The 26,686-nt window shown below is 64.6% G+C and carries 24 protein-coding genes; 6 read left to right on the forward strand and 18 right to left on the reverse strand.

Features of this window, described 5'->3' with window-relative positions; all coding sequences use genetic code 11:
• Positions 1-570 precede the first annotated feature (570 nt).
• Positions 571-2,520, forward strand: a complete 1,950-nt coding sequence (locus DYZ14_RS21520; protein ID WP_154722603.1) for a M23 family metallopeptidase — start codon at positions 571-573, stop codon at positions 2,518-2,520.
• Between the two features lie 138 nt (positions 2,521-2,658).
• On the opposite strand, the gene clpB is transcribed toward DYZ14_RS21520, so the two are convergent.
• The 7 genes from clpB to DYZ14_RS21555 form a co-directional block, all read right to left on the reverse strand.
• The gene (gene clpB / locus DYZ14_RS21525; protein ID WP_154722604.1) at positions 2,659-5,262 is read right to left on the reverse strand and encodes an ATP-dependent chaperone ClpB; all 2,604 of its coding nucleotides are present in this window, start codon (positions 5,260-5,262) and stop codon (positions 2,659-2,661) included.
• 319 nt (positions 5,263-5,581) lie between these two features.
• The gene (locus DYZ14_RS21530) at positions 5,582-6,346 is read right to left on the reverse strand and encodes a DUF4167 domain-containing protein (protein ID WP_154722605.1); all 765 of its coding nucleotides are present in this window, start codon (positions 6,344-6,346) and stop codon (positions 5,582-5,584) included.
• Positions 6,347-6,684: 338 nt separating this feature from the next.
• Positions 6,685-7,548, reverse strand: a complete 864-nt coding sequence (gene prmC, locus DYZ14_RS21535) for a peptide chain release factor N(5)-glutamine methyltransferase (RefSeq protein WP_154722606.1) — start codon at positions 7,546-7,548, stop codon at positions 6,685-6,687.
• Positions 7,545-8,624, reverse strand: coding sequence for a peptide chain release factor 1 (prfA, locus tag DYZ14_RS21540; protein ID WP_154722607.1), 1,080 nt, complete (start codon positions 8,622-8,624; stop codon positions 7,545-7,547). The genes prmC and prfA overlap by 4 nt, the downstream gene beginning before the upstream one ends.
• Before the next feature lie 23 nt (positions 8,625-8,647).
• Positions 8,648-10,915 (reverse strand): phosphoenolpyruvate--protein phosphotransferase, encoded by a 2,268-nt coding sequence (gene ptsP / locus DYZ14_RS21545; RefSeq protein ID WP_154722608.1) that lies wholly within the window; start codon positions 10,913-10,915, stop codon positions 8,648-8,650.
• 87 nt (positions 10,916-11,002) lie between these two features.
• Positions 11,003-12,277, reverse strand: coding sequence for an aspartate kinase (locus DYZ14_RS21550; RefSeq protein ID WP_154722609.1), 1,275 nt, complete (start codon positions 12,275-12,277; stop codon positions 11,003-11,005).
• Positions 12,278-12,495: 218 nt separating this feature from the next.
• Positions 12,496-13,251 carry an SH3 domain-containing protein gene (locus DYZ14_RS21555; RefSeq protein ID WP_154722610.1) on the reverse strand — a complete coding sequence of 252 codons (756 nt, stop codon included), beginning with the start codon at positions 13,249-13,251 and terminating at the stop codon, positions 12,496-12,498.
• 499 nt (positions 13,252-13,750) lie between these two features.
• On the opposite strand from DYZ14_RS21555, the gene DYZ14_RS21560 reads away from it, so the two are divergent.
• Genes DYZ14_RS21560 through DYZ14_RS21570 form a run of 3 tightly spaced genes read left to right on the forward strand, consistent with a single transcriptional unit; the run spans position 13,751 to position 15,540 of the window.
• Positions 13,751-14,179: a hypothetical protein gene (locus tag DYZ14_RS21560; RefSeq protein ID WP_154722611.1), complete on the forward strand. Its 429-nt coding sequence runs from the start codon at positions 13,751-13,753 to the stop codon at positions 14,177-14,179.
• Between the two features lie 57 nt (positions 14,180-14,236).
• Positions 14,237-14,992 (forward strand): bifunctional 2-polyprenyl-6-hydroxyphenol methylase/3-demethylubiquinol 3-O-methyltransferase UbiG, encoded by a 756-nt coding sequence (ubiG, locus tag DYZ14_RS21565; protein ID WP_154722612.1) that lies wholly within the window; start codon positions 14,237-14,239, stop codon positions 14,990-14,992.
• The gene (locus DYZ14_RS21570) at positions 14,989-15,540 is read left to right on the forward strand and encodes a DUF924 family protein (RefSeq protein ID WP_154722613.1); all 552 of its coding nucleotides are present in this window, start codon (positions 14,989-14,991) and stop codon (positions 15,538-15,540) included. The genes ubiG and DYZ14_RS21570 overlap by 4 nt, the downstream gene beginning before the upstream one ends.
• 25 nt (positions 15,541-15,565) lie before the next feature.
• On the opposite strand, the gene DYZ14_RS21575 is transcribed toward DYZ14_RS21570, so the two are convergent.
• From DYZ14_RS21575 to DYZ14_RS21595, 5 genes are read right to left on the reverse strand one after another with little or no spacing between them, the layout of a single operon-like run.
• The gene (locus DYZ14_RS21575; protein ID WP_154722614.1) at positions 15,566-16,150 is read right to left on the reverse strand and encodes a DUF3291 domain-containing protein; all 585 of its coding nucleotides are present in this window, start codon (positions 16,148-16,150) and stop codon (positions 15,566-15,568) included.
• A complete protein-coding gene (locus tag DYZ14_RS21580; RefSeq protein ID WP_154722615.1) occupies positions 16,147-16,575 on the reverse strand; it encodes a DUF1178 family protein in 429 nt (142 codons plus the stop codon). The genes DYZ14_RS21575 and DYZ14_RS21580 overlap by 4 nt, the downstream gene beginning before the upstream one ends.
• On the reverse strand, positions 16,572-17,429 hold the full coding sequence (locus tag DYZ14_RS21585; RefSeq protein WP_154722616.1) for a carbon-nitrogen hydrolase family protein: 858 nt from the start codon (positions 17,427-17,429) through the stop codon (positions 16,572-16,574). The genes DYZ14_RS21580 and DYZ14_RS21585 overlap by 4 nt, the downstream gene beginning before the upstream one ends.
• Before the next feature lie 13 nt (positions 17,430-17,442).
• The gene (gene grxC / locus DYZ14_RS21590; RefSeq protein WP_154722617.1) at positions 17,443-17,700 is read right to left on the reverse strand and encodes a glutaredoxin 3; all 258 of its coding nucleotides are present in this window, start codon (positions 17,698-17,700) and stop codon (positions 17,443-17,445) included.
• A 57-nt stretch (positions 17,701-17,757) separates the two neighbouring features.
• The gene (locus tag DYZ14_RS21595; RefSeq protein WP_232365632.1) at positions 17,758-18,507 is read right to left on the reverse strand and encodes a ComF family protein; all 750 of its coding nucleotides are present in this window, start codon (positions 18,505-18,507) and stop codon (positions 17,758-17,760) included.
• A gap of 91 nt (positions 18,508-18,598) precedes the next feature.
• Between DYZ14_RS21595 and DYZ14_RS21600 the strand changes: the two genes are divergently transcribed.
• Complete coding sequence (locus tag DYZ14_RS21600; RefSeq protein ID WP_154722619.1) at positions 18,599-19,498, forward strand: methyltransferase domain-containing protein; 900 nt, start codon at positions 18,599-18,601, stop codon at positions 19,496-19,498.
• Positions 19,499-19,586: 88 nt separating this feature from the next.
• Here DYZ14_RS21600 and DYZ14_RS21605 read toward each other — a convergent pair whose 3' ends face one another.
• The 6 genes from DYZ14_RS21605 to DYZ14_RS21630 form a co-directional block, all read right to left on the reverse strand.
• Positions 19,587-19,754: a Flp family type IVb pilin gene (locus tag DYZ14_RS21605; RefSeq protein ID WP_115670259.1), complete on the reverse strand. Its 168-nt coding sequence runs from the start codon at positions 19,752-19,754 to the stop codon at positions 19,587-19,589.
• 61 nt (positions 19,755-19,815) lie between these two features.
• Complete coding sequence (locus tag DYZ14_RS21610) at positions 19,816-20,121, reverse strand: hypothetical protein (RefSeq protein ID WP_154722620.1); 306 nt, start codon at positions 20,119-20,121, stop codon at positions 19,816-19,818.
• 103 nt (positions 20,122-20,224) lie between these two features.
• The gene (gene mutT, locus DYZ14_RS21615) at positions 20,225-20,638 is read right to left on the reverse strand and encodes an 8-oxo-dGTP diphosphatase MutT (protein WP_154722621.1); all 414 of its coding nucleotides are present in this window, start codon (positions 20,636-20,638) and stop codon (positions 20,225-20,227) included.
• Positions 20,635-21,417, reverse strand: a complete 783-nt coding sequence (locus DYZ14_RS21620; RefSeq protein WP_154722622.1) for a GNAT family N-acetyltransferase — start codon at positions 21,415-21,417, stop codon at positions 20,635-20,637. The genes mutT and DYZ14_RS21620 overlap by 4 nt, the downstream gene beginning before the upstream one ends.
• 8 nt (positions 21,418-21,425) lie before the next feature.
• Positions 21,426-22,667 (reverse strand): bifunctional glutamate N-acetyltransferase/amino-acid acetyltransferase ArgJ, encoded by a 1,242-nt coding sequence (argJ, locus tag DYZ14_RS21625; protein WP_154722623.1) that lies wholly within the window; start codon positions 22,665-22,667, stop codon positions 21,426-21,428.
• Between the two features lie 65 nt (positions 22,668-22,732).
• Entirely contained in the window at positions 22,733-23,584 is an 852-nt protein-coding gene (locus DYZ14_RS21630) for a peptidylprolyl isomerase (RefSeq protein ID WP_154722624.1), read from the reverse strand.
• A gap of 242 nt (positions 23,585-23,826) precedes the next feature.
• Here DYZ14_RS21630 and secA point away from each other — a divergent pair, with 242 nt between their 5' ends.
• Positions 23,827-26,544 carry a preprotein translocase subunit SecA gene (secA, locus tag DYZ14_RS21635; protein WP_154722638.1) on the forward strand — a complete coding sequence of 906 codons (2,718 nt, stop codon included), beginning with the start codon at positions 23,827-23,829 and terminating at the stop codon, positions 26,542-26,544.
• The last annotated feature ends 142 nt before the right edge of the window (positions 26,545-26,686 follow it).

Below are 26,686 nucleotides of genomic sequence, written 5' to 3' on the forward strand. Positions count from 1 at the left end.
ACGTTTCTCTTTCTTCTCATCTTCAATTGTCAAAAAACAGACGATACTAAACCGTCACGAAAACTTCCCGCCAAACCATCAAGCCCGGCAACCCATCAGCATCTCAGCCAATTTCCAGAAGATTTCTTTTGAACCAGAGTGCCGCTCGCCTCGTCGGCGCCGCCCTCTCGTTCGGTGAAGCGGCTTATACGGCCACTCCCTTTTCCCGTCAACAGTACTCTTACAAAAATCTCACAAAATATGACAGGCCATTGATAAACATGGGGAAATACAGTTTCACGCGGTACCGATGCCGAAATCCGCTCGTCCCTGCCCGGTTTTCCCCGCCTGCCGACCACCCCGCCCGCAGCTTCTTGATCCCCGGCCGCGGGAATTCCACAATTGCTCTCTAACAGCATGTCGAAGACTGTCGCGCGCATTCCTTATAGGCCCGATCCGGCCAGGTTTGCCGGCCAGGTTTGACGGACCGGGCCAAAACATGCTGATTATGGCGCCGGCCAGCCTGGTCGGCCAGTATGGAGGACCGCGCGCGCGGTCTGCGCGCGACACGAAGGGAACGATAGCCAACCGATGATGACGGATCGAAGCATGGTACGATCGCTTGGAACCGAGCCGCCGATCCTGGCGGATGGCTACCGCGCGCCCGACCGGCGGGAGATTTCGCTGCGCTGGCTGTCCGGCACCTTTCTGACCGGCATCACCTCCTGCATCCTGATGGGCGTTGCCCTGTTTGCCGCCCTCGACGGTCGCCAGCAATTGGCGATCCCGGCCGAGGCCTATGCGGCGACCGGCGACCCCGCCGCCGACCCGGACCTCAAGAGCGTGTCGCGCGGCGGTCGGCTGCTCGGTCCGAAGATCGCCGCCCGCCCGGTCGACAAGGCGATCCTCGAGGTCTCGACCGTCACCCATGACGGCGAGCGCGAGGTGGTGCGGCGCCAGCCCTTCGCCCATGTCAAGATGAAGCTGGCGATGAACTACAAGACCCAGGAGAATTATCCCGCCTTCGATCCGCTGGCGATCTTCGCCGCCGACGAGAAGGTCGCGCCGGGCGCGGTGCGCACCGGCACGATCTACGGCTCGGACGTCGAATCCGAGGTGAGCCTGAAGACGACGGCCTTCCCTGTCTCCGGCAGCACCACGCCCTTTGCCGGCGGCATGTCGTTCGACGAGGTCGAGGAGAATGTCCGCACCAATGGCTCGGTGCTCACCGACGGCTCGACCCAGGTCGCCGCGCTCTATTACATCGACCCGCAGCGCTTCGACAGCGATGCCGGCGTCGACATCGCCGCGGGCCTTGCCGCCCGCGTCGTCGAGCAGAACATGAGCGTCGCCGAACCGGAGATCCTGACGCCCGAGACGCCGGAATATGCCGACGACGTCCTGCCGGTTCGCAGTCCGCAGCCGATCGAGGCAGTGCTGATGGCCGCCGGCTACCCGAAATCCAAGGCCGGCGACATCGCCCGCGCGCTCGAGCCGCATGCCGGTGGGAGCGAGCTTGCCGAAGGCGACGTGCTGCGCATCGGCATCATCCAGCGCGGCGAGGAGGCCCGGGTGGTGCGCATCAGCCTTTATCGCCACCGGGGCCATGTGGTGACGCTGGCGGTCAATGATGCCGGTCGGCTGGTCGGCGGCGAAGAGCCGCCGCCGCTCGATGCCGTGGCCGGCGCCTTCGACGAGAACGCCCCGCAAATGCCCAGTTCCGCCCGCGACCTGCCGCGCGTCTATGACGGCATCTATCGCGCCGCGCTCTCCTACGGCATGAACCGCGACATGACGGCGCTGGTGGTCAAGCTGCTTGCCGCCAATGTCGACTTCCAGGCGCAGTTGAAGCCGACCGATACGCTCGAGGCCTTCTTCTCGGTCGAGGACGAGAACGGCGAGGCGACCGACGAGAGCGAACTTCTCTATGTCCGCGCGCGCTTCGGCGACACGGTCACGACCTTCTACCGCTTCCAGAATCCGGATGACGGCTCGGTCGACTATTTCGACGAGAACGGCAAGTCTATCCGCCAGTTCCTGCTGCGCAATCCCGTGCCGAACGGCGTCTTCAAGTCGGGCTTCGGCATGCGCCGCCATCCGATCCTCGGCTATTCTCGCATGCATACCGGTACCGATTGGGCCGCACCCCGCGGCACGCCGATCATCGCCTCGGGCAATGGCACGGTGGAAAAGGCCGGCTGGGACAGTGGCGGCTACGGCAACCAGACGCTGGTCCGCCATGCCAACGGCTACGTCACCTCCTACAACCACCAGAGCGCCATCGCCAAGGGCGTGAAGCCGGGCGCGACGGTCCGCCAGGGCCAGGTGATCGGCTATGTCGGCAATACCGGGCTGTCGACCGGACCGCATTTGCATTACGAGCTGATCGTCAACGGCACCAAGGTAGACCCCTTGCGCGTCCGCCTGCCCGGCGGCAAGTCGCTCGAGGGCGAGACGCTCGCCAAGTTCGAGGCCGAACGCCAGCGCATCGACGCCCTGCTGACCTCCGGCGGCAAGCCGCCGGAAATGGCGAGCAACTGACACCGGTTGAGGAGGCGCGCGAGCAGCGTCACACTGGTTCAGTCCGCCAGCTTATCAAGAAGGCTCTCCGTCATGACGGCAAAAAGGTGGACCCCGAAGGGACCGCCTTTCATCATTGCGTGAACGTGGGTCGTTTGATCAGGCCGCTTCGCTGACCGTCTTTGCCGTCTCAAACAGCAGCCGGTCGGTGCCGGCGCTGACGGTGACGGTCGAGCCGTCGGCGATCGTGCCGGACAGGATCTGCTCGGCCATCGGGTCCTGGACGAACTTCTGGATCACCCGCTTGAGCGGACGCGCACCATAGACCGGGTCGTAGCCCTTGTCGGCCAGCCATTCGCGCGCATCCGGCTGAAGGTCGATGACGATCTTGCGCTCGGCGAGCAACGCCACCAGCCGCTTCATCTGGATATCGACGATCGCCCCCATCTCGGTGCGACGCAGCCGGTGGAACAGGATGATCTCGTCGACGCGGTTGAGGAATTCCGGCCTGAACGAGGCCTTCACCACCTCCATCACCTCGCCGCGCACCGCCTCGCTGTCCTGGTCGTCGCGAAGACCGGTCAGGTATTCGGCACCGAGGTTAGAGGTCATGATGATCATCGTGTTCTTGAAGTCCACCGTGCGGCCCTGGCCATCGGTCAGGCGTCCGTCGTCGAGCACTTGCAACAGCACGTTGAACACGTCCGGATGGGCCTTCTCGATCTCGTCGAACAGCACGACCTGGTAGGGCTTGCGCCTTACCGCCTCGGTGAGCGCCCCGCCTTCCTCATAGCCGACATAGCCGGGAGGCGCGCCGATGAGGCGGGCGACCGAGTGCTTCTCCATGAATTCCGACATGTCGATGCGCACCATCGCCGCCTCGTCGTCGAACAGGAAGCGGGCGAGCGACTTGGTCAGCTCCGTCTTGCCGACCCCGGTGGGGCCGAGGAAGATGAACGAGCCGATCGGCCGGTTCGGATCCTGCAGGCCGGCACGCGCACGACGCACCGCCCGCGACACCGCCTGCACCGCATCGCCCTGGCCGACCACCGATTTCGCCAGTTCGTCTTCCATCCGCAGCAGCTTGTCGCGTTCGCCCTCCAGCATCTTGTCGACCGGAATGCCGGTCCAGCGGGAGACGACATGGGCGATGTTGTCGGGGGTCACGACCTCCTGCACCATGGAATCACGGGCATTGCCGTCCTGGGCTTCCGCCTCGATCAGCTGCTTCTCGAGCTTCGGGATCTCGCCATAGGCAAGCTCGCCGGCGCGCTGGAACTCGCCCTTGCGCTGGGCGATCGCCAGTTCGTTGCGGGCTTCGTCGAGCTGCCTCTTCAGGTCGGCGGCAAGACCGAGCTTCTGCTTTTCCGCCTGCCAGCGGGCGGTCAGCGCGTCGGCCTCCTCCTCGAGCGAGACCAGCTCGGCCTCGAGCCGCTTCAGCCGGTCGGCCGAGGCGACGTCGGTTTCCTTCTTCAGCGCCTCGCGCTCGATCTTCAGCTGCATGATGCGGCGGTCGAGCTCATCGAGCTCCTCGGGCTTGGAATCCACCTGCATCCTCAGCCGCGAGGCGGCCTCGTCCATCAGGTCGATGGCCTTGTCGGGCAGGAAGCGGTCGGTGATGTAGCGGTTCGACAGCGTCGCGGCCGCCACCAGCGCCGAATCGGAGATCCGCACCTTGTGGTGCTGCTCGTATTTCTCCTTGAGGCCGCGCAGGATCGAGATCGTGTCCTCGACATTCGGCTCGTTGACCATGACCGGCTGGAACCGGCGGGCGAGCGCCGCGTCCTTCTCGACATGCTTGCGGTACTCGTCGAGCGTGGTCGCGCCGACGCAGTGCAGTTCGCCGCGGGCGAGCGCCGGCTTCAAAAGGTTGGAGGCATCCATCGCGCCGTCGGCCTTGCCGGCGCCGACCAGCGTGTGCATCTCGTCGATGAACAGGATGATCTCGCCGCTTTCCGACTGCACTTCGCTCAGAACCGCCTTCAGCCGCTCCTCGAACTCGCCGCGATATTTCGCGCCGGCGATCAGCGAGCCCATGTCGAGCGCCATAAGCTTCTTGTCTTTCAGGCTTTCCGGCACGTCGCCGTTGACGATGCGGAGCGCCAGGCCTTCGGCGATCGCCGTCTTGCCGACGCCCGGCTCGCCGATCAGCACCGGATTGTTCTTGGTGCGGCGCGAAAGAACCTGGATGGTGCGGCGGATTTCGTCGTCACGGCCGATCACCGGGTCGAGCCTGCCCTCGCGGGCTTCCGCCGTCAGGTCCCGGGCATATTTCTTCAGGGCGTCGAAGCCGGCTTCGGCATTGGCGCCGTCGGCCGTGCGGCCCTTGCGCACCTCGTTGATCACCTGGTTCAGCGCCTGCGCGGTCACGCCGGCCTTCTTCAGCGTCTGAGACGTCGAGGCGGAGGTCTCGATCGCCAGCGCCAGCAGCAGCCGCTCGACCGTGACGAAGCTGTCGCCAGCCTTCTTGGCGGCGTCTTCGGCCGTGGTGAACACCTTGGCCAGCGGCTGCGACAGATAGACCTGACCGCCGCCGCCCGAAACCTTGGGCAGCTTGGCAAGCGCCGCGTCATTGGCGATGCGGGCTTCCTTAGCGTCACCGCCGGCGCGGGCAATCAGCGACGACGCCATGCCCTGGTCGTCGTCGAGCAGCACTTTCAGCACATGCTCGGGGGTGAATTGCTGGTGGCCCTCGGACAGCGCCTGGGTCTGGGCCGATTGCAGGAAGCCGCGGACGCGCTCGGAATATTTTTCGATGTTCATATCTGCCTGTCTCCGGTAGCCGCCCTGCCCGTTCGGCACAGCGCGGCGGTTGAGATGGAACCCCCTGAAAAGGCGGGCCCTGTGGGACTTCCTCGTCCCTTCAACCGAGATATGGGGAAGGATTTTCGGCGTTTAAAGAGCGGTTTAGGGCAAAAGTTCGGTGATTGACGAAGCGCAATTCCAGCGCGCACGACCCAGAGCCTTTCCTGGGCGGGGCAAACGGCCTGGCGGTCGACAGCGTCGATATCTGCCCCAAAAAGCGAAAACCCCTCCTTCCGAAAGGAAGAAGGGGTTTCGATCCGATCATCGCCTTGTCCGATCACTCGGAAGGAGCAAGCGCCGGTTCCGGCGCATCGGCCGGAGTGGCTGCATCGCCGCCTTCCGAACCCTCTTCACCAGAGGCCCGGCGCGGCTGGCGGCGCGGACGGCTGGCGGCGTTGCGGCGGCGCGGCTGGCGCTCGCTCGAACCCTCGACAGCGCTTTCCGCGGCGGCGGCGACAGCCTCGGCCGGCATCTCGTCCAGCACCGGCTGCGGCCCGGTCCCGGCGATTTCCGGCTGTTCGCGGCGCGGTTGGCGCGGCTGCGTCTGGGGTCGCTGCGGCTGCTGCTGCGGTTGCGGCTGGGGTCGCGGTTGCGGCCGCTGCTGTTGCTGCGGCTGGGCGGCCTGCGAACCGATCGTCGGCTCGTCCATGCCGTCCATGTCGTCGCCATCGCGGTCGTTGTATTCGCTGCGGTCGTCCCGCTCGTCGCGATCGTCCCGTTCGTCACGGTCGTCGCGCTGGAAGCGCTCCTGCATCTGCGCCTGGGCGGCGGCTATGATGCGGTTGTAATGCTCGGCGTGCTGCAGATAGTTTTCCGCCATGACCCGGTCGCCGGCGCTCTGTGCGTCGCGGGCGAGCGTCGCGTATTTCTCGGCGATGTGCTGGGCGGTGCCACGGATCTTCACGTCAGGACCGGAACTGTCATACGTCCGGGTCAGCGGGTTGGCACCCTTGCGGTTGAAATTGCCGCCACCGCTACCGCTGCCACCACCGCCGCCGCCGTTACGTCCGCGGCCGCGCTTGTTCTGCTGTCCTGGCCTCATCGATAATTCACCTGAATTTTTCTGTTGTGCTGATAAATGGCAACGCTGTTGGTTCTGGTTCGGACCGGACCAAGGCTTTGCGTGCCGCGGGCATACTGCGCCATCGCTCTCGTGCCGCTGGTGATAGTCAAGTTTACTGAGTTACGCATCGGGATTTGCTCGTCCCGTGAAGCCCGGTCACGAGATGAAAACGTGGCAAACCCAGACCCGAACGAATCTCGTTCATTCCCTGCTGCCCGTTGCGTGCCCGCAAACTATTACGCTTCATCTGGAAAACCAAGCCTTTTCTTTCAAAAGCCCAATTATCCTTAGCATACGCAGCAAGTCGCCGTCCGGCTTCACCGTGTAAACAGCAGGACCCGATCATTGCCACCATGGTCGCGGTGCCATTCGATCAGGGAAAATCCGTTCTGTTCAAAGAGTTGCACGACATCTTCCCGCTGGTCGTAGCCGATCTCGACACCGACGATGCCATCGGCAAGCAGATGCTGCGATGCATTTTCGGCGATCGCCCGATAGGCTTCCAGGCCGTCCCGACCGCCGTCCAGCGCCTTGCGGGGGTCGTAATCCTTGACCTCCGGCTCCAGCGACTCGACCACGTCCGTGGGTATATAGGGCGGATTTGACACGATGATGTCGAAGCTCTCGTCGATCGCCTCGAACCATGCGCTCTCACGCGTCTCGAACCGCTCGGCCACGCCGTTGAGATGGGCATTGGCCGCGGCGATTTGAAGGGCACCCGGCGAAATATCGCTGCCGAGCGCGCGCGCCTGCGGGCATTCCTTCAGCAGGGCGAGCGCGATCGCCCCGGTGCCGGTGCCCATGTCGAGGATGCTGACGACGGCCTTCTGCGCCGCCATGCGCTTCAGGTGGGCCAGAACGGCATCGACGAGCACCTCGGTGTCGGGCCGCGGTTCCAGCGTGTCCGGCGACAGCCTGAGGTCGATCCCGTGGAATTCGCGGTGGCCGAGAATGCGGTGGACCGGCTCATGCCTCAGTCGTCGTGCCACCGCGTCTGCGATCACCGAGCGTTCGCGCTCCGTCACCGGCCGGTCGCCCTGCGTGAAGATCTCCGTCGTCGAAAGCCCGAGCAGGCCGGCCAGAAGGATGCGCGTCTCGATCGCCGCATCGGCAAAGCCGGCATCGGTAAGCACCGCCCGCGTCTCGGCGAAGACCGCGCCGAGCCGAGCCGCGCCGCTCATGTCGGCTCGCCCAGTTGCGCCAGCTGCCCGGCCTGGTAGTCGGCAATCAGCGCATCGACCATTTCGTCGATGTCGCCCTCCATCATCCGGTCGAGCTTGTAGAGCGTCAGGTTGATGCGGTGGTCGGTAACGCGCCCTTGCGGAAAGTTGTAGGTGCGGATGCGCTCGGAGCGGTCGCCCGAGCCCACCTGGCTCTTGCGATCGGCCGAGCGCTCGTTGTCGGTGCGCTGCCGCTCCATGTCGTAGAGCCTGGAGCGCAGCACCTGCATCGCCTTGGCGCGGTTCTGGTGCTGCGACTTTTCCGAGGAGGTGACGACGAGACCGGTCGGCAGATGGGTGATGCGCACCGCCGAATCGGTCGTGTTGACGTGCTGCCCGCCGGCGCCCGAGGAGCGCATCGTGTCGATGCGGATGTCTTCCGGGCGGATCTCGATGTCGATCTCCTCGGCCTCCGGCAGCACGGCGACGGTGGCCGCAGACGTGTGGATGCGCCCGCTCGCTTCCGTTTCCGGCACGCGCTGCACGCGGTGCACGCCGGATTCGAATTTAAGCTTGGAGAACACGCCGCGTCCGGTGATCGTCGCGATGATTTCCTTGAAGCCGCCCGCTTCCCCTTCGCTGGCCGACAGCACCTCCACCTTCCACCCCTTGGTGGAGGCGAAGCGCTCATACATGCGAAACAGGTCCCCGGCGAACAGCGCGGCTTCCGACCCGCCGGTGCCGGCGCGGATTTCCAGGATCGCGCTCTTCTCGTCGGCGGCATCTTTGGGCAGGAGCAGGATCTGCATGTCCTTTTCCAGACCCTCGATGCGCGCCTCGACGTCGGGCATTTCCATCTCGGCGAGGTCGCGCATCTCGCGGTCGGTCGTCTTGTCGGCAAGCAGGGCTTTTAACCCCGCCAGCTCGGCGATCGCCGTCTCGTATTCGCGGATCTTCTTCACCACCGGCTGAAGCTCGGAATATTCCGAGGCGAGCTTGACGTAAACGTCGGCCGCAGGCCCCGCCGACATGCGCGCCTCTATCTCGCCGAACCGGCGTTCGAGTTCGCGCATTTTCTCGACAGGAAGCTTCGCCACCCTTTACTCCACGTTATATTCGGTCAGAGGGGAATATTGTTGTCTTCGGCAAAGCCGACAAGGATGTCCCTGAGCGGCAGATGCGAATGATGATCGTCGAGCGCCGTGTTGAGCTCCCGGCTCAGTTGGTCGACGTCAAGCCCGAGCAGCATGGCCTTGACCGGGCCGATCGCCGTCGGCGCCATCGAGATCGAGCGGAAGCCGATGCCGAGCAGCGCCATCGCCGAAAGCGGCTTGCCCGCCATCTCGCCGCAGAGCGTCACCGGCGTTTCGTGCCGGTTGGCGGCGCGCACGATATCGCGCAGGATCCTGAGGAACGGCCGGCCCAGCACGTCGAAGCGGTCGGAGACGCGGGCATTGCCACGGTCGACCGCCATCGAGAACTGGAACAGGTCGTTGGAGCCGACCGAGACGAAGTCGACCTCCTGCATCAGCTCGTCGAGCTGCCACATCAGCGCCGGCACTTCGAGCATGGCGCCGAACTGCAGCTTCTTCGGCAGCGGATGACCGAACTTGGAGAGGTGCTGCACCTCCTTCTGCATCAGCTCGCGCACGGCCCGGATTTCGCCGACCTCGGTTACCATCGGCAACATCATTTTCAGCTCGCCGCCGGCGGCCGCCTTCAGCAGCGCCCGCAGTTGGGTGCGCAGCAGGCCCGGCCGGTCGAGCGACAGGCGGATCGCCCGCCAGCCGAGCGCCGGGTTTTCCTCTTCATGGCCGCGGAAATAGGAGACCACCTTGTCGCCGCCGATATCCAGCGTGCGGAAAGTGACGGGCCGTCCGCCCGACTGGCGCAGCACGCTGCGATAGAAGCTCTCCTGCTCCTCGCCCTTCGGCATGGTCGAGGAAATCATGAACTGCAATTCGGTGCGGAACAGGCCGATGCCTTCTGCCCCCGATTCGGCAAGCTGCGGCAGGTCGACCAGCAGGCCGGCATTCATCTGCAGCGTGATCCGCTTGCCGTCCTTGGTGAGCGGCTCGACGTCGCGCAGCGCGCGGAACTGCTCCTGGCGGCGGGCGCGCAGCTTGACCTTCTCCTCATAGGCCTTCTGCAGGTCGGCCACGGGCCGCACATGCACCTTGCCGTCGTCTCCGTCGATGATCACCGGGTCGCCGTTTTCGGCCAGCGCCACCGCGCCCGTCGCCTGGCCGACCACGGCAATGCCCATGGCGCGCGCCACGATCACCACGTGGCTGGTCACGGCGCCTTCTTCCAGCACCAGGCCACGCAGGTTGGCGCGCGGATAGTCCAGAAGCTCGGCCGCCCCCATGGCGCGGGCAAAGACGATCGCATCGGCCGGAAAGCTCTCGGTCTGGCTGTGCGGCGAAAAACCGGTCAGCTGGCGCAACAGCCGGTTGGCGAGATCGTCGAAATCGTGCATCCGCTCGCGCAGATAGGGGTCGGTGAGGCGCATCATCCGCGCCTTGGTGTCGCTCTGCACCTTCTCGACCGCGGCTTCCGCCGTAAGTCCGTTGTGGATCGCCTCTTCCATGCGCCGGACCCAGCCCTGGTCATGGGCGAACATGCGATAGGTCTCGAGCACGTCGCGGTGCTCGCCTTCCATCGACACTTCCCGCCTGGACAGCATGTCGTCGATCGAGATCCTGAGCGAACCGAGCGCGTCGGCGAGCCGTCGGATTTCCGTCTCGGTGTCTTCGTTGAGCAGGTTGGTGACGACGATGCGCGGCTCGTGCAGCACGACATAGCCGAGCCCGATGCCTTCGTTATAGCCGTCGCCATCGATCGTCACCGGACGCGTCAGGTCCAGTTCCAGGCCCGGGCGGGTGATCTTCTTCAGTTCGCCGGTCGCGATCATCTCGGCCAGAACCATGGCGGTGGTTTCGAGCGCTTCAAGCTCGTCTTCCCGGTAGTTGCGTTGCGCCTTGTTCTGCACGACGAGAACGCCCAAACTGCGGCCGGCGCGCAGGATCGGCACGCCAAGGAAGGAATGATAGATCTCCTCGCCGGTTTCCGGCAGGTATCGGAAGGCCGGATGCGCCTGAGCGTCGGAGAGGTTGAGTGGCTGGGCGGACGCCGCGATCGTGCCGACCAGGCCCTGGCCCATCTTCAGCTGGGCGAGGTGGACAGCATCCTTGTTGAGGCCTTCGGTCGCGTAGAGCTCAAGCACCCCGTCGGCGCGCAGCACATAGGCCGAACACACTTCCGCGACCATGTTGCTCGCGATCTGGCGAACGATCTGGTCAAGGCGCTCCTGTGGCTCGAGCGGTTCCGCCATCAACTCGCGCAACCGCTTGAGAAGGACGCGCGGACCCGCGGAAAGGTCTCTCATCGCGTGGCTGCTCCCGAATGTGTCATTGGTCGGGCGGAACCGCCGCCCGCGACGCCAGGCGGCGGGAGGCGGACCCGCTCTACGGAATCAATTCTTATCGAGGCCGTAGCAGGAATGCAAAGTGCGAACGGCGAGTTCGGCATAGGGGCCGTCGATCAGGATCGAAATCTTGATTTCCGAGGTGGTGATCGCCTTGATGTTGATGCCCTTTTCGGCCAGCGCCTTGAAGGCCGTGGCGGCAACGCCGGCATGGCTGCGCATGCCGATGCCGATGACCGAGACCTTCACCAGGCCCTTTTCGCTCTGCACCACGTCATAGCCGATCGTGCCCTTGTTGTCGCCGAGCACGGAAAGCGCCTTGTCGACATCGCCCGAAGGCACGGTGAACGTCATGTCGGTGCGGGTACCGTCTTCCGAGATATTCTGGACGATCATGTCGACATTGATGTGCGCCTCGGCCAGCGGCCCGAAGATCGCGGCGGAAACACCCGGCCGGTCGGCAAGCCGACGCAGCGAGATCTGCGCTTCATCCTTGGCATAGGCAATACCGGTGACTACTTCCTGTTCCACGATCTCTTCCTCATCGCAAATCAACGTACCGGGCGGATTCAAAAGGTCGCCCATGCCCGGTGCATCGGGATCCTCGAAGCTCGAGCGCACGAAGGTGCGCACCTTGTGGACCATGGCAAGCTCCACCGAGCGCACCTGCAGCACCTTGGCGCCGAGCGAGGCCATTTCCAGCATTTCTTCAAACGCGATCTTCTTCAACCGCCGCGCCTTCGGCTCGATGCGCGGGTCGGTCGTGTAGACCCCGTCGACGTCGGTATAGATATCGCAGCGGTCGGCCTTGATGCCGGCGGCGATTGCCACCGCCGAAGTGTCCGAGCCACCACGTCCCAGCGTCGCGATGCGGTTGTCCGGGCCGATGCCCTGGAAGCCAGCCACGACAGCCACCTGCCCCTCGCCCATGCGGCGGATGATGTCGGTGCCGTCGATCTCCTGGATGCGGGCCGCGCCATGCGCATTGTCGGTCTTGATCGGGATCTGCCAGCCCTGCCAAGACCGGGCATTGATGCCCATCGACTGCAGCGCGATGGCGAGAAGGCCCGACGTCACCTGTTCGCCCGAAGCGACCACGGCATCATATTCGCGCGCATCGTAAAACGGCGAATCCGCACCGGCGACCTTCGGCATGGTCTGCACCCAGTCGACCAGTTCATTGGTCTTGCCGGACATTGCCGACACGACCACCGCCACCTCGTGGCCGGCATCGACCTCGCGTTTGACATGCCGGGCGACATTGTAGATGCGTTCGAGATTGGCGACGGAGGTTCCGCCGAATTTCATCACGATGCGAGCCATGCCTTCGATACCGCCGCGCTGATGGACGCACGCCGGCGCCCCTTGGAAGAAACGCCCGCGAACAGGTCGATGGGCGAAGTTGCGGTCTCATATCGAAAAGAACCGGGGAGTTCAATGGCCCTGGCCTACTGACCATCCCTTTGCGCGCGGTGCAAAGGCCATGAAAGCGAAACGGCGATCTTATGATCGCCGTTCCATCTTGATTGGTCGTGTGTCGCTCAAGGCAACAGGCAGGGCTCGCCAGGCGGGCACATGGCCTTCCTCGGGCTGGGGACGGTTTTGTCGTCGCGGCGGCTGTCGGGCTCGCGCTTCGGCGGACGGCGCACCTCGGGGTCACGCTTCGGCGGACGACGAACGTCGGGATCGCGGGTCGGCGGACGACGAACGTCAGGGTCACGCGTCGGAGGACGACGAACGTCGGGGTCCCTCGTCGGCGGGCGGCGCCAATCGGGATCGCGCGTCGGCGGGCGGCGCCAATCATCATCATCGCGGGTCGGCGGGCGACGCCAATCCGGATCACGCACCGGCGGACGGCGCCAGTCGTCGTCGTCGCGACGCGGGCGGGGCCGGTACTCGCCGTCCCTCCAACGGTCGCGGTCGCGGTAGAAATCGCGATCGCGGTAATGGCGATCCCAATAGTTGCCGATCGAGAACGTGATCGTCGGAATGCCCAGCGGGCGATAATATTGCGGGTCGACATAGACGCGGCGCTGCGAATAGGTCGTCTGCAGATAGCTGCCCGACACCCAGCCGCGATAGCCGGCATAGGCGACATCGCACCAATTGGCCGACTGCATGCAGCCCTGGATGTCGACCCGGCTTCCGGCGGGGATGACCAGCACCGGCGGGTATTGCGTGCTCGGCCCGGAGCGCATGTTGACATTAGCCGTGGAATAGGCCGGCGCCGCCGCGGCGAGCGCGGGAAGCGCAGCGGCAAACACCGCGCCAAGGACGAATTTCCTGAGATAATTCATAGGGGTGTCTCCTCGGGTATTCCCTTATGCGCTTCTTCTACAAGCTTGCGAATGAACCACTCATGAACGCCCGGTTCATCCATTTGTTCCAGCCCCGCATTTTTTCGGCGCCCCGTTGTCCCCGTGCTTCGCCGCCATGCGATACTCTTGCCCGTCCCGCCGCGGATACACCGGATAGCGTTGCCGGCGAGGCGGGAACGGTGCTGCGAAGGGTCCTTCTGAAACGCGGGAGGATGTCGCAGGCTGCCCTAAGTCGGTCCCCCTCCCTGAAAAGGGACGTGCCTGTGCGGCACCCAAGGCGTCGGTTTCCGGGGCTGTAGAGGGACAAGGAACTGGGTGGCAAAAATCATCGAAACGGGGCGCCCTGCGTGTCACTGTTTTAAGTTTGCCCGGCATGCCGGGCGCCCCGGCCAATGGCCGGAAGAATGAGAGACCCGCAAGCCACGGGGTTTTCGCCCGCGTGAACGATCAACCGTGCCCGGGAAAGGACGCGAGAGCCATGGCAAAGACCGACCATCCCGAACTCGAGCGCGCCCGCGAGGAGCGCCACGAGGCCCGCTGGCGGATCGTCGGCACGCTCGACCTGCGCTATCGCTGCGACAGGCTCAACCGCCCCTTGTGCCGAAATCGGTCTTGTCGTCGCAACCGCCTCTGCAGCGGCCCGATGCTCGCCACGCCACGCCAGGGTCCGGCGATCGCCAGGGAGCGCGACCTCGGCCTGAGCGGCACCGCCGTCGCCTGCCTTCCGCTCTGCATCGTGAATGCGGAAGCGGAAATCTTCGACCATTTCGTCGAAACGACACTGCCACAGATCGACGCCATGCTGAGCGAGGACGATCCGCTCACCGTGGAATACTGTTTCAAGAAGCCGAACCGGCGGCAACGCCGCCTTGACGCACGCCTCGCCCGCGACCACCCGGACCCTTGACTTTGCCGCCCGATCGGCCGACTTGAAAAGCAATATCCGTGCAGAGAGGATCCGATAATGAGCGCTGAAGCACGCACCACGATCGATCAGGTTGAAGTCGACCGTTTTTCCGCCATGGCGGCGGAGTGGTGGGATCCGACCGGCAAGTTTAAGCCGCTGCACAAGATCAATCCCGTCCGCCTCGCCTATATCCGCGATCATGTCTCAGCCCATTTCGGCCGCGATCCCAAGGCCCATCGTCCGCTGGAGGGTCTGCGCATTCTCGACATCGGCTGCGGCGGCGGCCTGCTTTCCGAACCGGTCGCCAAGATGGGCGCCCAAGTGCTCGGCGCCGATGCCTCCGAGCGCAATATCGGCATTGCCAGCACCCATGCGGCTCAGACCGGCGTCGAGGTCGATTATCGCGCCGTGACGGCGGAAGCGCTCGCCGAGGCCGGCGAGACCTTCGACGTGGTCCTCAACATGGAAGTCGTCGAGCACGTCGCGGACGTCGAATTCTTCATCACCACCTGCGCTTCGATGGTCCGCCCCGGCGGCCTGATGCTGGTCTCGACCATCAACCGCACCTTGAAGGCCGCCGCCCTTGCCATCGTCGGCGCAGAATACGTGCTCGGCTGGCTGCCGCGCGGCACCCACCAATATGAGAAACTGGTACGTCCGGAAGAGCTCCAGGCACCGCTTGCAAAGAGCGGCATGGACGTCGTCGAGATGAAGGGCGTTTTCTTCAATCCGCTGCAGAACCAGTGGAACCTGTCCGCCGACATCGATGTCAACTACATGATGCTGGCCCGCCGGCCGGCAGCCGCTGCATGACGTCGCCCAAGGACGTCATCTCCTTCTGGCTCGAGGCTGGACCGTCAAAGTGGTTCGCCAAGGACGACGGTTTCGACGCGGCGATTCGCGACGGTTTTCTCGACACCCATTTCGCCGCAGCCCGCGGCGACCTCGCCGACTGGCAGCAGGCGGCCGAAGGCACGCTTGCCCTCCTCATCCTGCTCGACCAGTTCCCCCGCAATCTCTTCCGCGGCAGCGGCCACGCCTTCGCAACCGACGGCCTGGCGCGGCTGATCGCCCGCAACGCGCTGGAGCAGGGCTTTGACCGCGCGGTCGATCCCAAGCTCCGCCCCTTCCTCTATCTCCCCTTCGAGCATTCCGAAGACCCCGCCGACCAGGCGCTCAGCATGGAGCTCTTCAGCGCCCATCGCGACGAGACCGGCGATGCGGAAAGCCTGCGCTGGGCGGTCGAGCACCGCGACATCATCGCCAAATTCGGCCGCTTCCCCCACCGCAACGCCGCGCTCGGACGCGCGACGACGCCCGCGGAACAGGCCTATCTGGACGCCGGCGGTTTCAAGGGGTGAGATGGGGTCGGTGGCAGCGACGTGGTCAAGCCGGCAAGCCGAGAACGATCTGCATCAGGTCCGTCTGCCCTTCGGCATTTTCGGCGGAAATCGCCTTCACCCGTGCCCGGTCGATGAGATAAGGCCGGCCTTCTGGATCATAGGGCTGCTTGAAGGTGAACGCCGCGGGCGACGGACCGTAGTCCGCCAAATGCTCGAAAAGCCTTACCGCCTCTGCCCATTCCGGTTGCCGTCCGGCCTGTACCCAAAACAGGACAAGCGGCGGCCATTGCTGCGGCACGTTCCAGCGCCGCGCATGCTTCAGCGCGTCGGCATGGACACCCGAATAGGAAAAGGCCATCAGGCACTCGATGTCGCGCCAGAGCGACAGGGACGAAGGACCGGAATCGCGTCCGCTGCCCTCAAGATACCGAGGAAAGATCTGAACGCCCCAGGTCTCGGGACCGGGCTCGCCGTCATAACCGGAACGCCCAACGTATCCGACAGCCCGGACGGCCGCTTCGAAGTTCAGCGGTTCGCGCAGGGCAAAGCCGTTGACCGCCGGATCGCCATATGGCGCAACGTGCACACCAAAATTATAGATCGCCAGGTGATGTTCGCCGACGCTCAATTCACGTCGTCCGGCAGCACCGGCAGCGGCGCGATCTCGATGCCCTCGTCAACCAGCGCCTTCACCTCGGCGATCGACGCCTCGCCGATGATGCCGCGCGCTTCGGCCTCGCCGTAATGGATCTTGCGGGCCTCCTCGGGAAACCGATCGCCGACATCCTCGCTATTGGCCCGGATCGAGGCGACCGCCTCTTTCAGCGTTGCCATCGCCGCCTTCTGCACCTCGGTCACCGCCAGCGCATGCACCGCTTCCTTCTGCCGTGCGGTCGAGACCGAAGGGGCCATCAGCACCTTCGAGACTTCGAGCGAACCGCAGGCGGGACAGCTGAGGAAGCCGCTCGCCTTCTGGCGGTCGAAGTCGCCGCTCTCCGAGAACCAGCCCTCGAAGTCGTGTCCCTTGTCGCAGATGAGCGAATAGCGGATCAAACGGTGACGCCCCCTTTCGCGAGTTCCGGCTGCATGCTGAGCTCGAAGTCGCGCGCGTTCTTCAGATTGGGGATCTTGGCGCGCGCAGCACCCACTGCCGCAATGTCGATGTCAGCCAGCACGATCGCCTCGCCCGTGCCGCCGGCTGCGGCCAGCACCTTGCCCCAGGGATCGACGATCATCGAGTGGCCGAAGGTTTCGCGGCCATCCTCGTGCACGCCGGCCTGGGCCGCGGAAATGACGAAGGCACCGTTCTCGATCGCCCGGGCGCGCAGCAGTACTTCCCAATGCGCCTCGCCGGTCTGGCGGGTAAAGGCGGCGGGCGTCGTCAGGATCTGGGCGCCTCCCAGCGCCTCGGCGCGGAACAGCTGCGGGAAGCGCACGTCGTAGCAGATGCCGAAGCCGAGCTTGGCGAACGGCAGATCGGCGACCATCGCCTTGTCGCCCGGCCGGTAGACGGCGCTCTCGCGCCAGCTCTCGCCATTGTCGAGATCGACGTCGAACATGTGGATCTTGTCGTAAGCGCAGATCTTGTGGCCGTCGGGTCCGAACAGGAAGGCCCGGTTGGCGATCTTGCCGTCCGGCAGCAGGATCGCGGTCGATCCGACATGCAGATGGATGGAAAGTTCGCGCGCCAGATCCCCGGCGGTCTTGACGATGGTATCATGCTCTTCGTCGCGCAGGATGGCCATCAGGCCCGGGCGGTCCTTCTGCACGGCACCGGTCATTTCCGGCGTCTGGACATAGATCGCGCCATGGCCGGCAGCTTCGCGCACGAGGCGCGCCATGGAAGCGGCGTTCTTTTCCGGGTCGACGCCCGAGCACATCTGGATGGCAGCAGCCTTGAAGGTCATGGTTTACTTTTCCTTAAGCCGCCAGAAGGGCGTCGAGCTTGCCGGCCCGGTCCAGCGCGTGAAGGTCGTCGCAGCCGCCGACATGACGGTCGCCGATGAAGATCTGCGGGAAGGTCGTGCCGCCGTTCGACTTGGCGATCATCTCCTGGCGCAAATCCGGATTGCCGGTCGCGTCGTGTTCGGTGAAGGAAACGCCCTTGGAGGCAAGAAGCGCCTTGGCGCGCGAGCAGTAGCCGCAGCCCTGGCGGGTATAGATGGTCACGGATGCCATATGTGTCTCCGGTCGGGTGAAACCGGCAAGTGCCGGAAAGATTGTGGTTCCTGTCCGTCATATAGGACCGGAGAAAGCCCTTGCAAAGGTCAAAACGGTAACCTCCACGGCGCCAGCCCGCTTCAGCGCGCGGGTGGCGGCGCTGACCGTCGCCCCGGTGGTGAACACGTCGTCGATCAGCACGATGCGTCGGCCGAACACGTCCGGCAGACAGCTTTCCGGCACGGCAAAGGCACCGCGCACGTTGAGCGCCCGCGCATTGGCGGTCAGCCCCACCTGCTGGGCGGTCCGCTTGCGGCGATGAAGCGCGCGCGGGCTGAACGGCTTGCCCGAAAGGCGCGCCACATGCCGGGCGAGCTCGGCCGACTGGTTGAACTTGCGCGAAAAGAGCCGCGACCGGTGCAAAGGCACGGCGATCACGGCGTCGCAGGCATTGAGCGCCTCGCCACCCGCCCGCACCATCCATCCTGCCATCATCGGCGCGAGATCGGTGCGGTCGCGGTATTTCAGGTCATGCACCAGATCGCGGGCAATGCCCTCGTGCAGCGCCACGCTGCGCAGCCGGTCGAACACCGGCGGATGGGCGATCGCCTCGGCCGACAGCATGCCGGGGCCGGGATCATGACTGAACGGCGTGCCGAGCACTTCGCAGAACGGCCGCTCGATGAAGCGCATGGACGACCAGCAGCGCGGGCAGAGCCCCCCGTGCCGGCCGGTGCGGCAATGGCAGTGGGCGCAGCTCGGCGGAAAGACGATGTCGCGCAGCAAGGCCGCGATGCCGATCGGCACGGCGACACTGACGGACACGGCTTTTTGCACTATTTGACCCGGCATGCGGTTGACTTTAGGCGCTTGCCGGCGCCTTTGCCAGACCGAGTTTTTGACTGGAGCGGACAGGATGGAACGGATTTTCGATCAGGACCTGGTGACGGCGAACCGGCTGCGCGCCCGTCGCCGGCTGGACACCGGCACCGACTTCCTCCTGGAGATCGCGGCCCGCGAGCTGTCCGAGCGGCTCTCCTTGGTCGAGCGCCGTTTCGAGCATGCGATCGAGCTGCACGGTGGTACCGGTGCCACGGGCCGATTGGCGCTGCAGACCGGCAAGATCGACAGGCTCGACCGGGTCGAGACCCATCAGGATTTCTCCGTCGACGGCGAACCATTGACCGAAGCGCCCTTCGAGGCCGTGCCGCTCGAGCCGCAATCGGTCAACCTCGTGCTCTCGCCGCTGGCACTGCACCTGACCAATGACACGCCGGGCGTGCTGGTGCAGATCCGCCGTGCCCTGAAGCCCGACGGCCTGTTCCTGGCCGCGATCCCCGGGGCCGGCACGCTCGGCGAGCTGCGCGACGTGCTGCTCACCACTGAGATCGAGCTCTATGGCGGCGCCAGTCCCCGCGTCATTCCCTTCCCCGACATCCGCGATGTCGGTGGCCTGATGCAGCGCGCCGGTTTCACCCTGCCGGTGATCGACGAAGAGAGCTTCACAGTCCGCTACGACAACCTGTTCGCTCTGATGCGCGACCTGAAAGCCATGGGCATGGCCAACCCGCTCCTGGGGCGCAGCCGCAAGCCGGTCGGCCGCGCCTTCTTCCTGAACGCCGCCGAACGCTATGCCGAGCGCTATGCGGACCCGGACGGACGCATCCGAGCCACCTTCTCGATCATCTTCGTCTCAGGCTGGGCGCCGCATGAAAGCCAGCAAAAGCCGTTGAAGCCCGGTTCGGCCAAGATGCGGCTGGCCGATGCGCTCGATCCGACAAGGGGGCCTTTGCCCACGACGAAGGGGGATACCTGAAACGTCCAAAACCGGCCCATTCTGGCCCGTCGCGCATGGCGCAAATTCGGGCAGCGACGCGACGCAGGGCGGAAAGATGCGCTTGTTTTCAGGTGCCGCTGATGACCGTGCTGATCCTCTGGAACATCGCGGCCAGTGAATCGGAGAAGGCGCCGAACCCGACAATGAGCGCCAGGCCGATGATCGCGGCGATCAGGCCGTATTCGATGGCGGTGGCCGCCCGGCGGTCGGCGATGAACTTCAAAACGAGATGCATGCTCTCTCCTGATGGCATGTCGACGCCGCTCGCGGCGCCCCCGGTCGGCCGGGCCTTTCGCTCAGCAGCCGTCGCCGACGATGCAGACGGATCCCGGCGTTTCCTGAAGCACGCTGCGGCGGATGGTATAGCGCTTGTTCCCGTCCGATCGGCCGATCGAGCCGGTGCTCATCATGTCGACCTGGTCCGGCTGATAGGCCAGGCTGCGCTTGTCGGTCCGGTCGGAAAGCATGGGGGTGACGACGAGCGACAGCGCAATCGCCGCCATGCCGAACAGGAGCGCGATGTTGAGTACGCCGGTCCTGCCGGACAGATGCGAAGACCGTTCTCTCGACCGAACGGTCTTCCAGAAATCCTCGTTTGCCATGTTCCGCTCCACACACACGCTTCGAACGCATGAACAACAAAACCGAGGTTTGCCCCAGGCCCGTAAACTTTGCGTTAAGAACGTCTGCAAATTTTGGAAAGAGCTAAAGAAGATCCTGGAGGAAGGGGATCAGCGGCTCGTCGGCCGGCGGCATGGGATAATCGCGCAGCGCCTTGGAGCGCACCCATTTCACCGCCTGCCCCTCGCGCCCATGGGCAATGCCCTCGTAGCGACGGCAGATGTAGAGCGGCATCAGAAGGTGGAAGGTCTCGTAGGTATGGCTGGCAAAGGTCAGCGGCGCCAGGCACGGCACCTTGGTGACGATCCCGAGTTCTTCCTCCAGTTCGCGAACCAGCGTCTCTTCCGGTGTTTCCCCGGCCTCGACCTTGCCGCCGGGGAACTCCCAGAGACCGGCGAGCGACTTGCCCTCGGGGCGCTGCGCCAGGAGAATACGGTTGTCGGCATCGACCAGCGCGCAGGCCGCGACGAGAAGAATGGGCTTGCCGCCATTGCTCATGCGGAAGACTCCTTGCGCCAGTAGGCGTAGCGATAGGCCTCGGTGAAGCCCAGCTTCGAATAGAGCGCCAGTGCCGGCGCATTGTCCGCCACGACCTGCAACCAGGCAGTTCTCGCCCCGCGCATCCGCGCCCAGCGCAGCGCCGCCGTGACGATCTCGAGCCCGAGGCCGCGCTGGCGCCGGTCGGCCTTGACCGCAAGCGACATGATCCCGGCGAGGTCGTTGTCCTGCACGCAAAGCGCCACTGCCACAGGCCCCGCCGCCTTGTCCTCGATGACGAACAGCCCGGACGGCGGCTTGATCGAACTCACCACCTCGGCCAGCGCCGGCTTCAGTGCCGGGTCGCTGCCATGCACCAGGAGATCGGCATCGACATAGCGGCCGACGTCATGGCTCGGCAGATGATCGAGGGTGCCTTCGGGCAGATCGATCCTGGTCAGGTCGAGCGTCAGGGTCACCACCTCTTCGAACCGCTCCCAACCGTCGGCCTGCATGAGGTCGATCAGCGGCTTCGGCGTCAACGGCGTCTCGCGCACCAGGATCGGCCGGCCATGGGCCTCGAACTTGCGCGCCGCCTTCTCCAGCCGGATGGCGATGTCGCGGCTGTCGGACGGATCGAGCGCGACGACGCAATTCAGCCGCTTCGACGGGTGACCGCCGGAAAGCCGGACCTGCCAGCTGCCGTCATACTGTACGGATGTCGCCGGCCAGGCCCGAAATCCCACGGCTTCGAGGCGCCGGACGAGCGGCAGGTTCTGATCGGTGTCGGCTGAGGGCATCGCGGCGATCAACTCCGATAATCGCCGTTGATCGCCACATATTCCTTGGTGAGATCGCAGGTCCAGACCGTCGCCTTGCCGTTTCCAAGCCCGATGTCGACACGGACCGGAATGTCCTCGCGCTGCATCACGGCGGTCGTTGCTTCTTCGGAATAGGCGGGGTCGCGCTCGCCGTTGACGGCGACGCGGATGTCACCGAACCAGATCGCCAGCCGGTCGCGGTCGGCCATTTCGCCGGACTTGCCGACCGCCATGACGATGCGGCCCCAATTGGCGTCTTCGCCGGCAACGGCCGTCTTGACCAGCGGCGAATTGGCGATCGACAGCGCGATCTTCTTGGCGGCGAGATCGCTCTCGGCGCCGGTCACGGTGATCTCGACCATCTTGCAGGCACCCTCGCCGTCGCGGACCACCTGCAGCGCCAGGTCCTTGAGCAGATCGTTGAGCGCCAGCCGGAAACCCGAGAGCGCCGGATCGTCGGCCGTCTCGATCGTCGCCTGGCCGTCGGCGCCGGCAGCACCGGTGGCAAACAACAGAAGCGTGTCGGAGGTCGAGGTGTCGCTGTCGACGGTGATGGAATTGAAGGTCGGCTCGACGCCGGCCGAAAGCAGGCCCTGCAGCGCCGGGGCGGCAATGTCGGCGTCGGTGACGACGAACGAGAGCATGGTGGCCATGTCGGGCGCGATCATGCCCGCACCCTTGGCGATGCCGTTGATCGTCACCGTTACGCCACCGATCTCGGCGGTGCGCGTCGCCACCTTCGGATAGGTGTCGGTGGTCATGATCGCCTTTGCCGCTTCCAGCCAGAAGTCCCCCGTAGCCCCCTTGGCCATATCTCCGAGCACGCCGGAGAACTTGGTGGCGTCGAGCGGCTCTCCGATCACGCCGGTGGAAGCCAGATAGATTTCGTTCTCGCCGCAGCCGAGCGCCGCAGCGGCCGACTTCGCCGTAAGCTCGGTTGCCGCCTTGCCCTTGAGGCCGGTAAAGGCATTGGCATTGCCGGAATTGACGACCACGCCGCGCGCCACGCCATTGGCAAGGTTCGAGCGGCAGAAATCGACCGGCGCAGACGGGCACTTCGACCTGGTGAAGACGCCGGCGACGGCGGCCGGACGGTCGAAAGCCATCAGCAGCACGTCGGTGCGGTTCTTGTACTTGATACCGGCGGCGGCCGTCGCCATGCGCAGACCGCGGATGGGCGGCATGTCCGGATAGGACTTCGGGGCCAGGGGGGAAACGGTTGCGCTCATCTTCGCTGCCTGCAATGAAGCGGGCCCGCCCAAATGCGGGCCCGTGTTTCGATCAAACTCGCCGATTACTGTTGCGGCTTGTTGACGTCCTCGTAGCCCTTGCGCAGCGCCTCGTCGAGGATCTCGACGGTCTGCTCGGCCTTGGCCTTCTCGATGATCTCGAGATACTTGTCGCGCATCACCAGCTGGCGGACCTGCTGGGCGACCGTTTCATAGGCCGGCGGAGCGGCATCGCGCTTGTCCTCGAGCTTGATGACGTGGAAGCCGAACTGGGTCTTGACCGGGGTCTTGGTGTAGGTGCCCTTCTCCATGGCGAAGGCTGCTTCCTCGAATTCCGGAACCATGCGACCCTTGGTGAAGTAGCCGAGATCGCCGCCTTCCGACTTGTTCGGGTCGGTCGACTTTTCCTTGGCGAGTTCGATGAAGTCCTTGCCGGCATCGAGATCGGCGATGATCGCCTTGGCCTCTTCCTCGGTCTTCACCAGGATATGCCGGGCGCTGACCTCTTCCTGCTTCGGCAGGGCGGCGATTTCCTTCTCGTAGCGTGCCTTGACATCGTCTTCGGTGACGGCATCGACGACATGCTTCTTGAAGTAGATGTTGTGCAGTTCGCGGTCGGCGATGAAAGCCATGCGCTTCTTGAATTCGGCATCGTCCTTCAGGCCTTCGCCATCGGCATTGCCGGCGAGCAGCTTGACGTCGATCGCGCCGGACAGCGCGGCGACCTTCTTCTGCTCGTCCGGCAGCTGGGCAAGCTGCGGATCGAGATTGGCGATCGCCAGGTCGAGGTCCGACTGGGTGATTTCCAGCTTGCCGACCTTGGCGACGACGGCATCGGCGTCCTGGGCAAGAACCTGGCCCTGCAGCCCGATAAACGCAACGCAGGCGGCAAGCGCGATTTTATGAAGACGAAGCATAAGAAACCTTTCGGAAGGTGAACCGTTTCAAGACCGTTCAAATCGGGCGAAAAATTGTCAAACGCACGCCAGGCCGGGCTTTTCCGGCCGCCCTGTGGCGTTGACATCATTCGACCCCCCTCTTATCTGTCACGCAATCGCGCGTCCAGAGCCGTTTCCCGCTGCTCTGCGTCCAATCGCCGAAATTCTGCGGCAGGCAGGGACGCGCAAAGAATATGACGAAGGTCAGAAAGGACCATCGAATGGTCAGTCTTGGTGGGCTCGCCCGCAAACTCTTCGGTTCGGCCAATGAGCGCCGCATTCGCTCCTATCAGCCGAAGGTCGCCGCCATCAACGCGCTCGAAGAGAGCATGAAGGCGCTGTCCGACGAGGCACTCGCCGGCAAGACGCAAGAGTTTCGCAAGATGCTGGCCGAAGGCAAGTCGATCGACGACCTGCTGGTGCCGGCCTTTGCCGTTGCCCGCGAAGCATCCCGGCGTGCGCTCGGCATGCGGCCGTTCGACGTGCAGCTGGTCGGCGCGATGATCCTCAACGACAACGCCATCGCCGAGATGAAGACGGGCGAAGGCAAGACGCTGGTGGCGACGCTCGCGGTCTACCTCAACGCGCTTGCCGGCAAGGGCGTGCATGTCGTGACCGTCAACGACTATCTCGCCAAGCGCGACTCGATGACGATGGGCAAGCTCTACAGCTTCCTCGGCCTCACCACCGGCGTCATCGTCCACGGCATCACCGACGACGAGCGTCGCGCGGCCTATGCCTGCGACATCACCTATGCGACCAACAACGAACTCGGCTTCGACTATCTGCGCGACAACATGAAGTACGAGCGCGGCCAGATGGTCCAGCGCGGCCACCACTACGCGATCGTCGACGAAGTGGACTCGATCCTGGTCGACGAAGCCCGCACACCGCTGATCATTTCCGGCCCGCTCGACGACCGCTCCGATCTCTACACCACGATCGATGCTTTCATCCCGCTTCTGTCGGAGGAAGACTACGAGATCGACGAGAAGCAGCGCTCGGCCAATTTCTCCGAAGTCGGCACGGAAAAGCTCGAGAACCTGCTGCGCGAAGCGAACCTCTTGAAGGGCGCCTCGCTCTACGACGTCGAGAACGTCGCGATCGTTCACCACATCAACAATGCGCTGAAGGCCCACAAGCTGTTCTCGCGCGACAAGGACTACATCGTCCGCAACAACGAAATCGTCATCATCGATGAATTCACCGGCCGCATGATGCCGGGACGGCGCTATTCCGAGGGCCAGCACCAGGCGCTCGAAGCCAAGGAAAAGGTGCAGATCCAGCCGGAGAACCAGACGCTCGCCTCGATCACCTTCCAGAACTATTTCCGCATGTACGGCAAGCTCGCGGGCATGACCGGCACGGCCTCGACCGAGGCGGAGGAATTCCAGAACATCTATGGGCTGGAAGTGTTCGAAGTGCCGACCAACCTGCCGATCCAGCGTATCGACGAGGATGACGAGGTCTACCGGACCTTCGACGAGAAGTTCAAGGCGATCATCGACGAGATCAAGGCCGCCAGCGAGCGCAACCAGCCGGTTCTGGTCGGCACCACCTCGATCGAGAAGTCCGAGCTCCTGGCCGGCATGTTGAGCGCCAGCGGCTTCAAGGACTTCAAGGTCCTGAACGCCCGCTACCACGAACAGGAAGCCTATATCGTCAGCCAAGCCGGCGTGCCCGGCGCCGTCACCATCGCCACCAACATGGCGGGCCGCGGCACCGACATCCAGCTCGGCGGCAATCTCGACATGCGTCTCGAGCGTGAGCTCGAGGGCATGGAGCCGGGCGCCGAACGCGACGCCAAGACCGCAGCGATCAAGGCCGAGGTGGCCGAACTGAAGGCCAAGGCGCTCGAAGCCGGCGGCCTTTACGTGATCGCCACCGAGCGCCACGAGAGCCGACGCATCGACAACCAGCTGCGCGGCCGCTCCGGCCGTCAGGGCGACCCCGGCCGCTCGAAATTCTACCTGTCGCTGCAGGACGACCTGATGCGCATCTTCGGCTCGGACCGCATGGATTCGATGCTGCAGAAGCTCGGCCTCAAGGAAGGCGAAGCCATCGTCCATCCCTGGATCAACAAGGCGCTGGAACGGGCTCAGAAGAAGGTCGAGGCGCGCAACTTCGACACCCGCAAGAATCTCCTGAAGTATGACGACGTGCTGAACGACCAGCGCAAGGTGATCTTCGAGCAGCGCATCGAGCTGATGGACGCGACCGACGTGTCCGGCACGATCGAGGACATGCGCCACGAAGTCATCGAGAGCATGGTGCGCACGCATATCCCCGAGCGCGCCTATGTCGAGCAGTGGGACGTTTCCGGCCTCAAGCAGCAGGTTGCCGTCACCCTCAATCTCGACCTGCCGATCGAGGCCTGGGCCGCCGAGGAGGGCATTGCCGAGGACGACATGGTGGCGCGCATCACCGAAGCCGCCGACAAGGCGATGGCCGACAAGGCCGAGCGGTTCGGCCCGGAGATCATGTCCTATGTCGAGCGCTCCGTCGTGCTCCAGACGATCGACAACCTGTGGCGCGAGCACATCGTCAACCTCGACCACCTGCGCTCGGTCGTCGGCTTCCGCGGCTATGCGCAGCGCGACCCGCTGCAGGAATACAAGGCCGAAGCCTTCGAGCTGTTCCAGGCGCTGCTCGCCAACCTGCGCGACGCCGTCACCACCCAGATGATGCGCGTCGAACTGGTTCGGGAAGCCCCGCCGGCCCCGACCGTGCCGGAAATGGAAGGCCATCACGTCGATGCCACCACCGGCGAGGACGATTTTGGCGAGGGTTCGGCCGTCGCTGCCCTTCCCTTCGTCGCACCGGAAAACCGCGATCCGAACGATCCCTCGAGCTGGGGTCGGGTCGGCCGCAACGACGCCTGCCCCTGCGGCTCCGGCAAGAAATACAAGCACTGCCACGGCGCCTATGAAAACGCCTGACGGCGGGCACGATCGGTGAATGGAGTGCGAAAAGGCGGCCGAAAGGTCGCCTTTTCGCTGTCCGCGGATGCGAGGAACGAACCGTTTCTTAACCGTGATCTGACAAGTTCGGCGCTGTTATTGCGTCACCAGCGGACCTTGT

It is taken from the genome of Ciceribacter sp. T2.26MG-112.2 (assembly GCF_900492205.1).
Lineage (GTDB): Bacteria > Pseudomonadota > Alphaproteobacteria > Rhizobiales > Rhizobiaceae > Allorhizobium > Allorhizobium naphthalenivorans_A.

Bases quoted from the DNA above. Each gene is read 5' to 3' on its own strand.
- DYZ14_RS21520 (WP_154722603.1), top strand. From the start codon at position 571: ATGATGACGGATCGAAGCATGGTACGATCGCTTGGAACCGAGCCGCCG.
- clpB (WP_154722604.1), bottom strand. From the start codon at position 5,262: ATGAACATCGAAAAATATTCCGAGCGCGTCCGCGGCTTCCTGCAATCG.
- DYZ14_RS21530 (WP_154722605.1), bottom strand. From the start codon at position 6,346: ATGAGGCCAGGACAGCAGAACAAGCGCGGCCGCGGACGTAACGGCGGC.
- prmC (WP_154722606.1), bottom strand. From the start codon at position 7,548: ATGAGCGGCGCGGCTCGGCTCGGCGCGGTCTTCGCCGAGACGCGGGCG.
- ptsP (WP_154722608.1), bottom strand. From the start codon at position 10,915: ATGAGAGACCTTTCCGCGGGTCCGCGCGTCCTTCTCAAGCGGTTGCGC.
- DYZ14_RS21550 (WP_154722609.1), bottom strand. From the start codon at position 12,277: ATGGCTCGCATCGTGATGAAATTCGGCGGAACCTCCGTCGCCAATCTC.
- DYZ14_RS21555 (WP_154722610.1), bottom strand. From the start codon at position 13,251: ATGAATTATCTCAGGAAATTCGTCCTTGGCGCGGTGTTTGCCGCTGCG.
- DYZ14_RS21560 (WP_154722611.1), top strand. From the start codon at position 13,751: ATGGCAAAGACCGACCATCCCGAACTCGAGCGCGCCCGCGAGGAGCGC.
- ubiG (WP_154722612.1), top strand. From the start codon at position 14,237: ATGAGCGCTGAAGCACGCACCACGATCGATCAGGTTGAAGTCGACCGT.
- DYZ14_RS21570 (WP_154722613.1), top strand. From the start codon at position 14,989: ATGACGTCGCCCAAGGACGTCATCTCCTTCTGGCTCGAGGCTGGACCG.
- DYZ14_RS21585 (WP_154722616.1), bottom strand. From the start codon at position 17,429: ATGACCTTCAAGGCTGCTGCCATCCAGATGTGCTCGGGCGTCGACCCG.
- grxC (WP_154722617.1), bottom strand. From the start codon at position 17,700: ATGGCATCCGTGACCATCTATACCCGCCAGGGCTGCGGCTACTGCTCG.
- DYZ14_RS21600 (WP_154722619.1), top strand. From the start codon at position 18,599: ATGGAACGGATTTTCGATCAGGACCTGGTGACGGCGAACCGGCTGCGC.
- DYZ14_RS21605 (WP_115670259.1), bottom strand. From the start codon at position 19,754: ATGCATCTCGTTTTGAAGTTCATCGCCGACCGCCGGGCGGCCACCGCC.
- DYZ14_RS21610 (WP_154722620.1), bottom strand. From the start codon at position 20,121: ATGGCAAACGAGGATTTCTGGAAGACCGTTCGGTCGAGAGAACGGTCT.
- mutT (WP_154722621.1), bottom strand. From the start codon at position 20,638: ATGAGCAATGGCGGCAAGCCCATTCTTCTCGTCGCGGCCTGCGCGCTG.
- DYZ14_RS21620 (WP_154722622.1), bottom strand. From the start codon at position 21,417: ATGCCCTCAGCCGACACCGATCAGAACCTGCCGCTCGTCCGGCGCCTC.
- argJ (WP_154722623.1), bottom strand. From the start codon at position 22,667: ATGAGCGCAACCGTTTCCCCCCTGGCCCCGAAGTCCTATCCGGACATG.
- DYZ14_RS21630 (WP_154722624.1), bottom strand. From the start codon at position 23,584: ATGCTTCGTCTTCATAAAATCGCGCTTGCCGCCTGCGTTGCGTTTATC.
- secA (WP_154722638.1), top strand. From the start codon at position 23,827: ATGGTCAGTCTTGGTGGGCTCGCCCGCAAACTCTTCGGTTCGGCCAAT.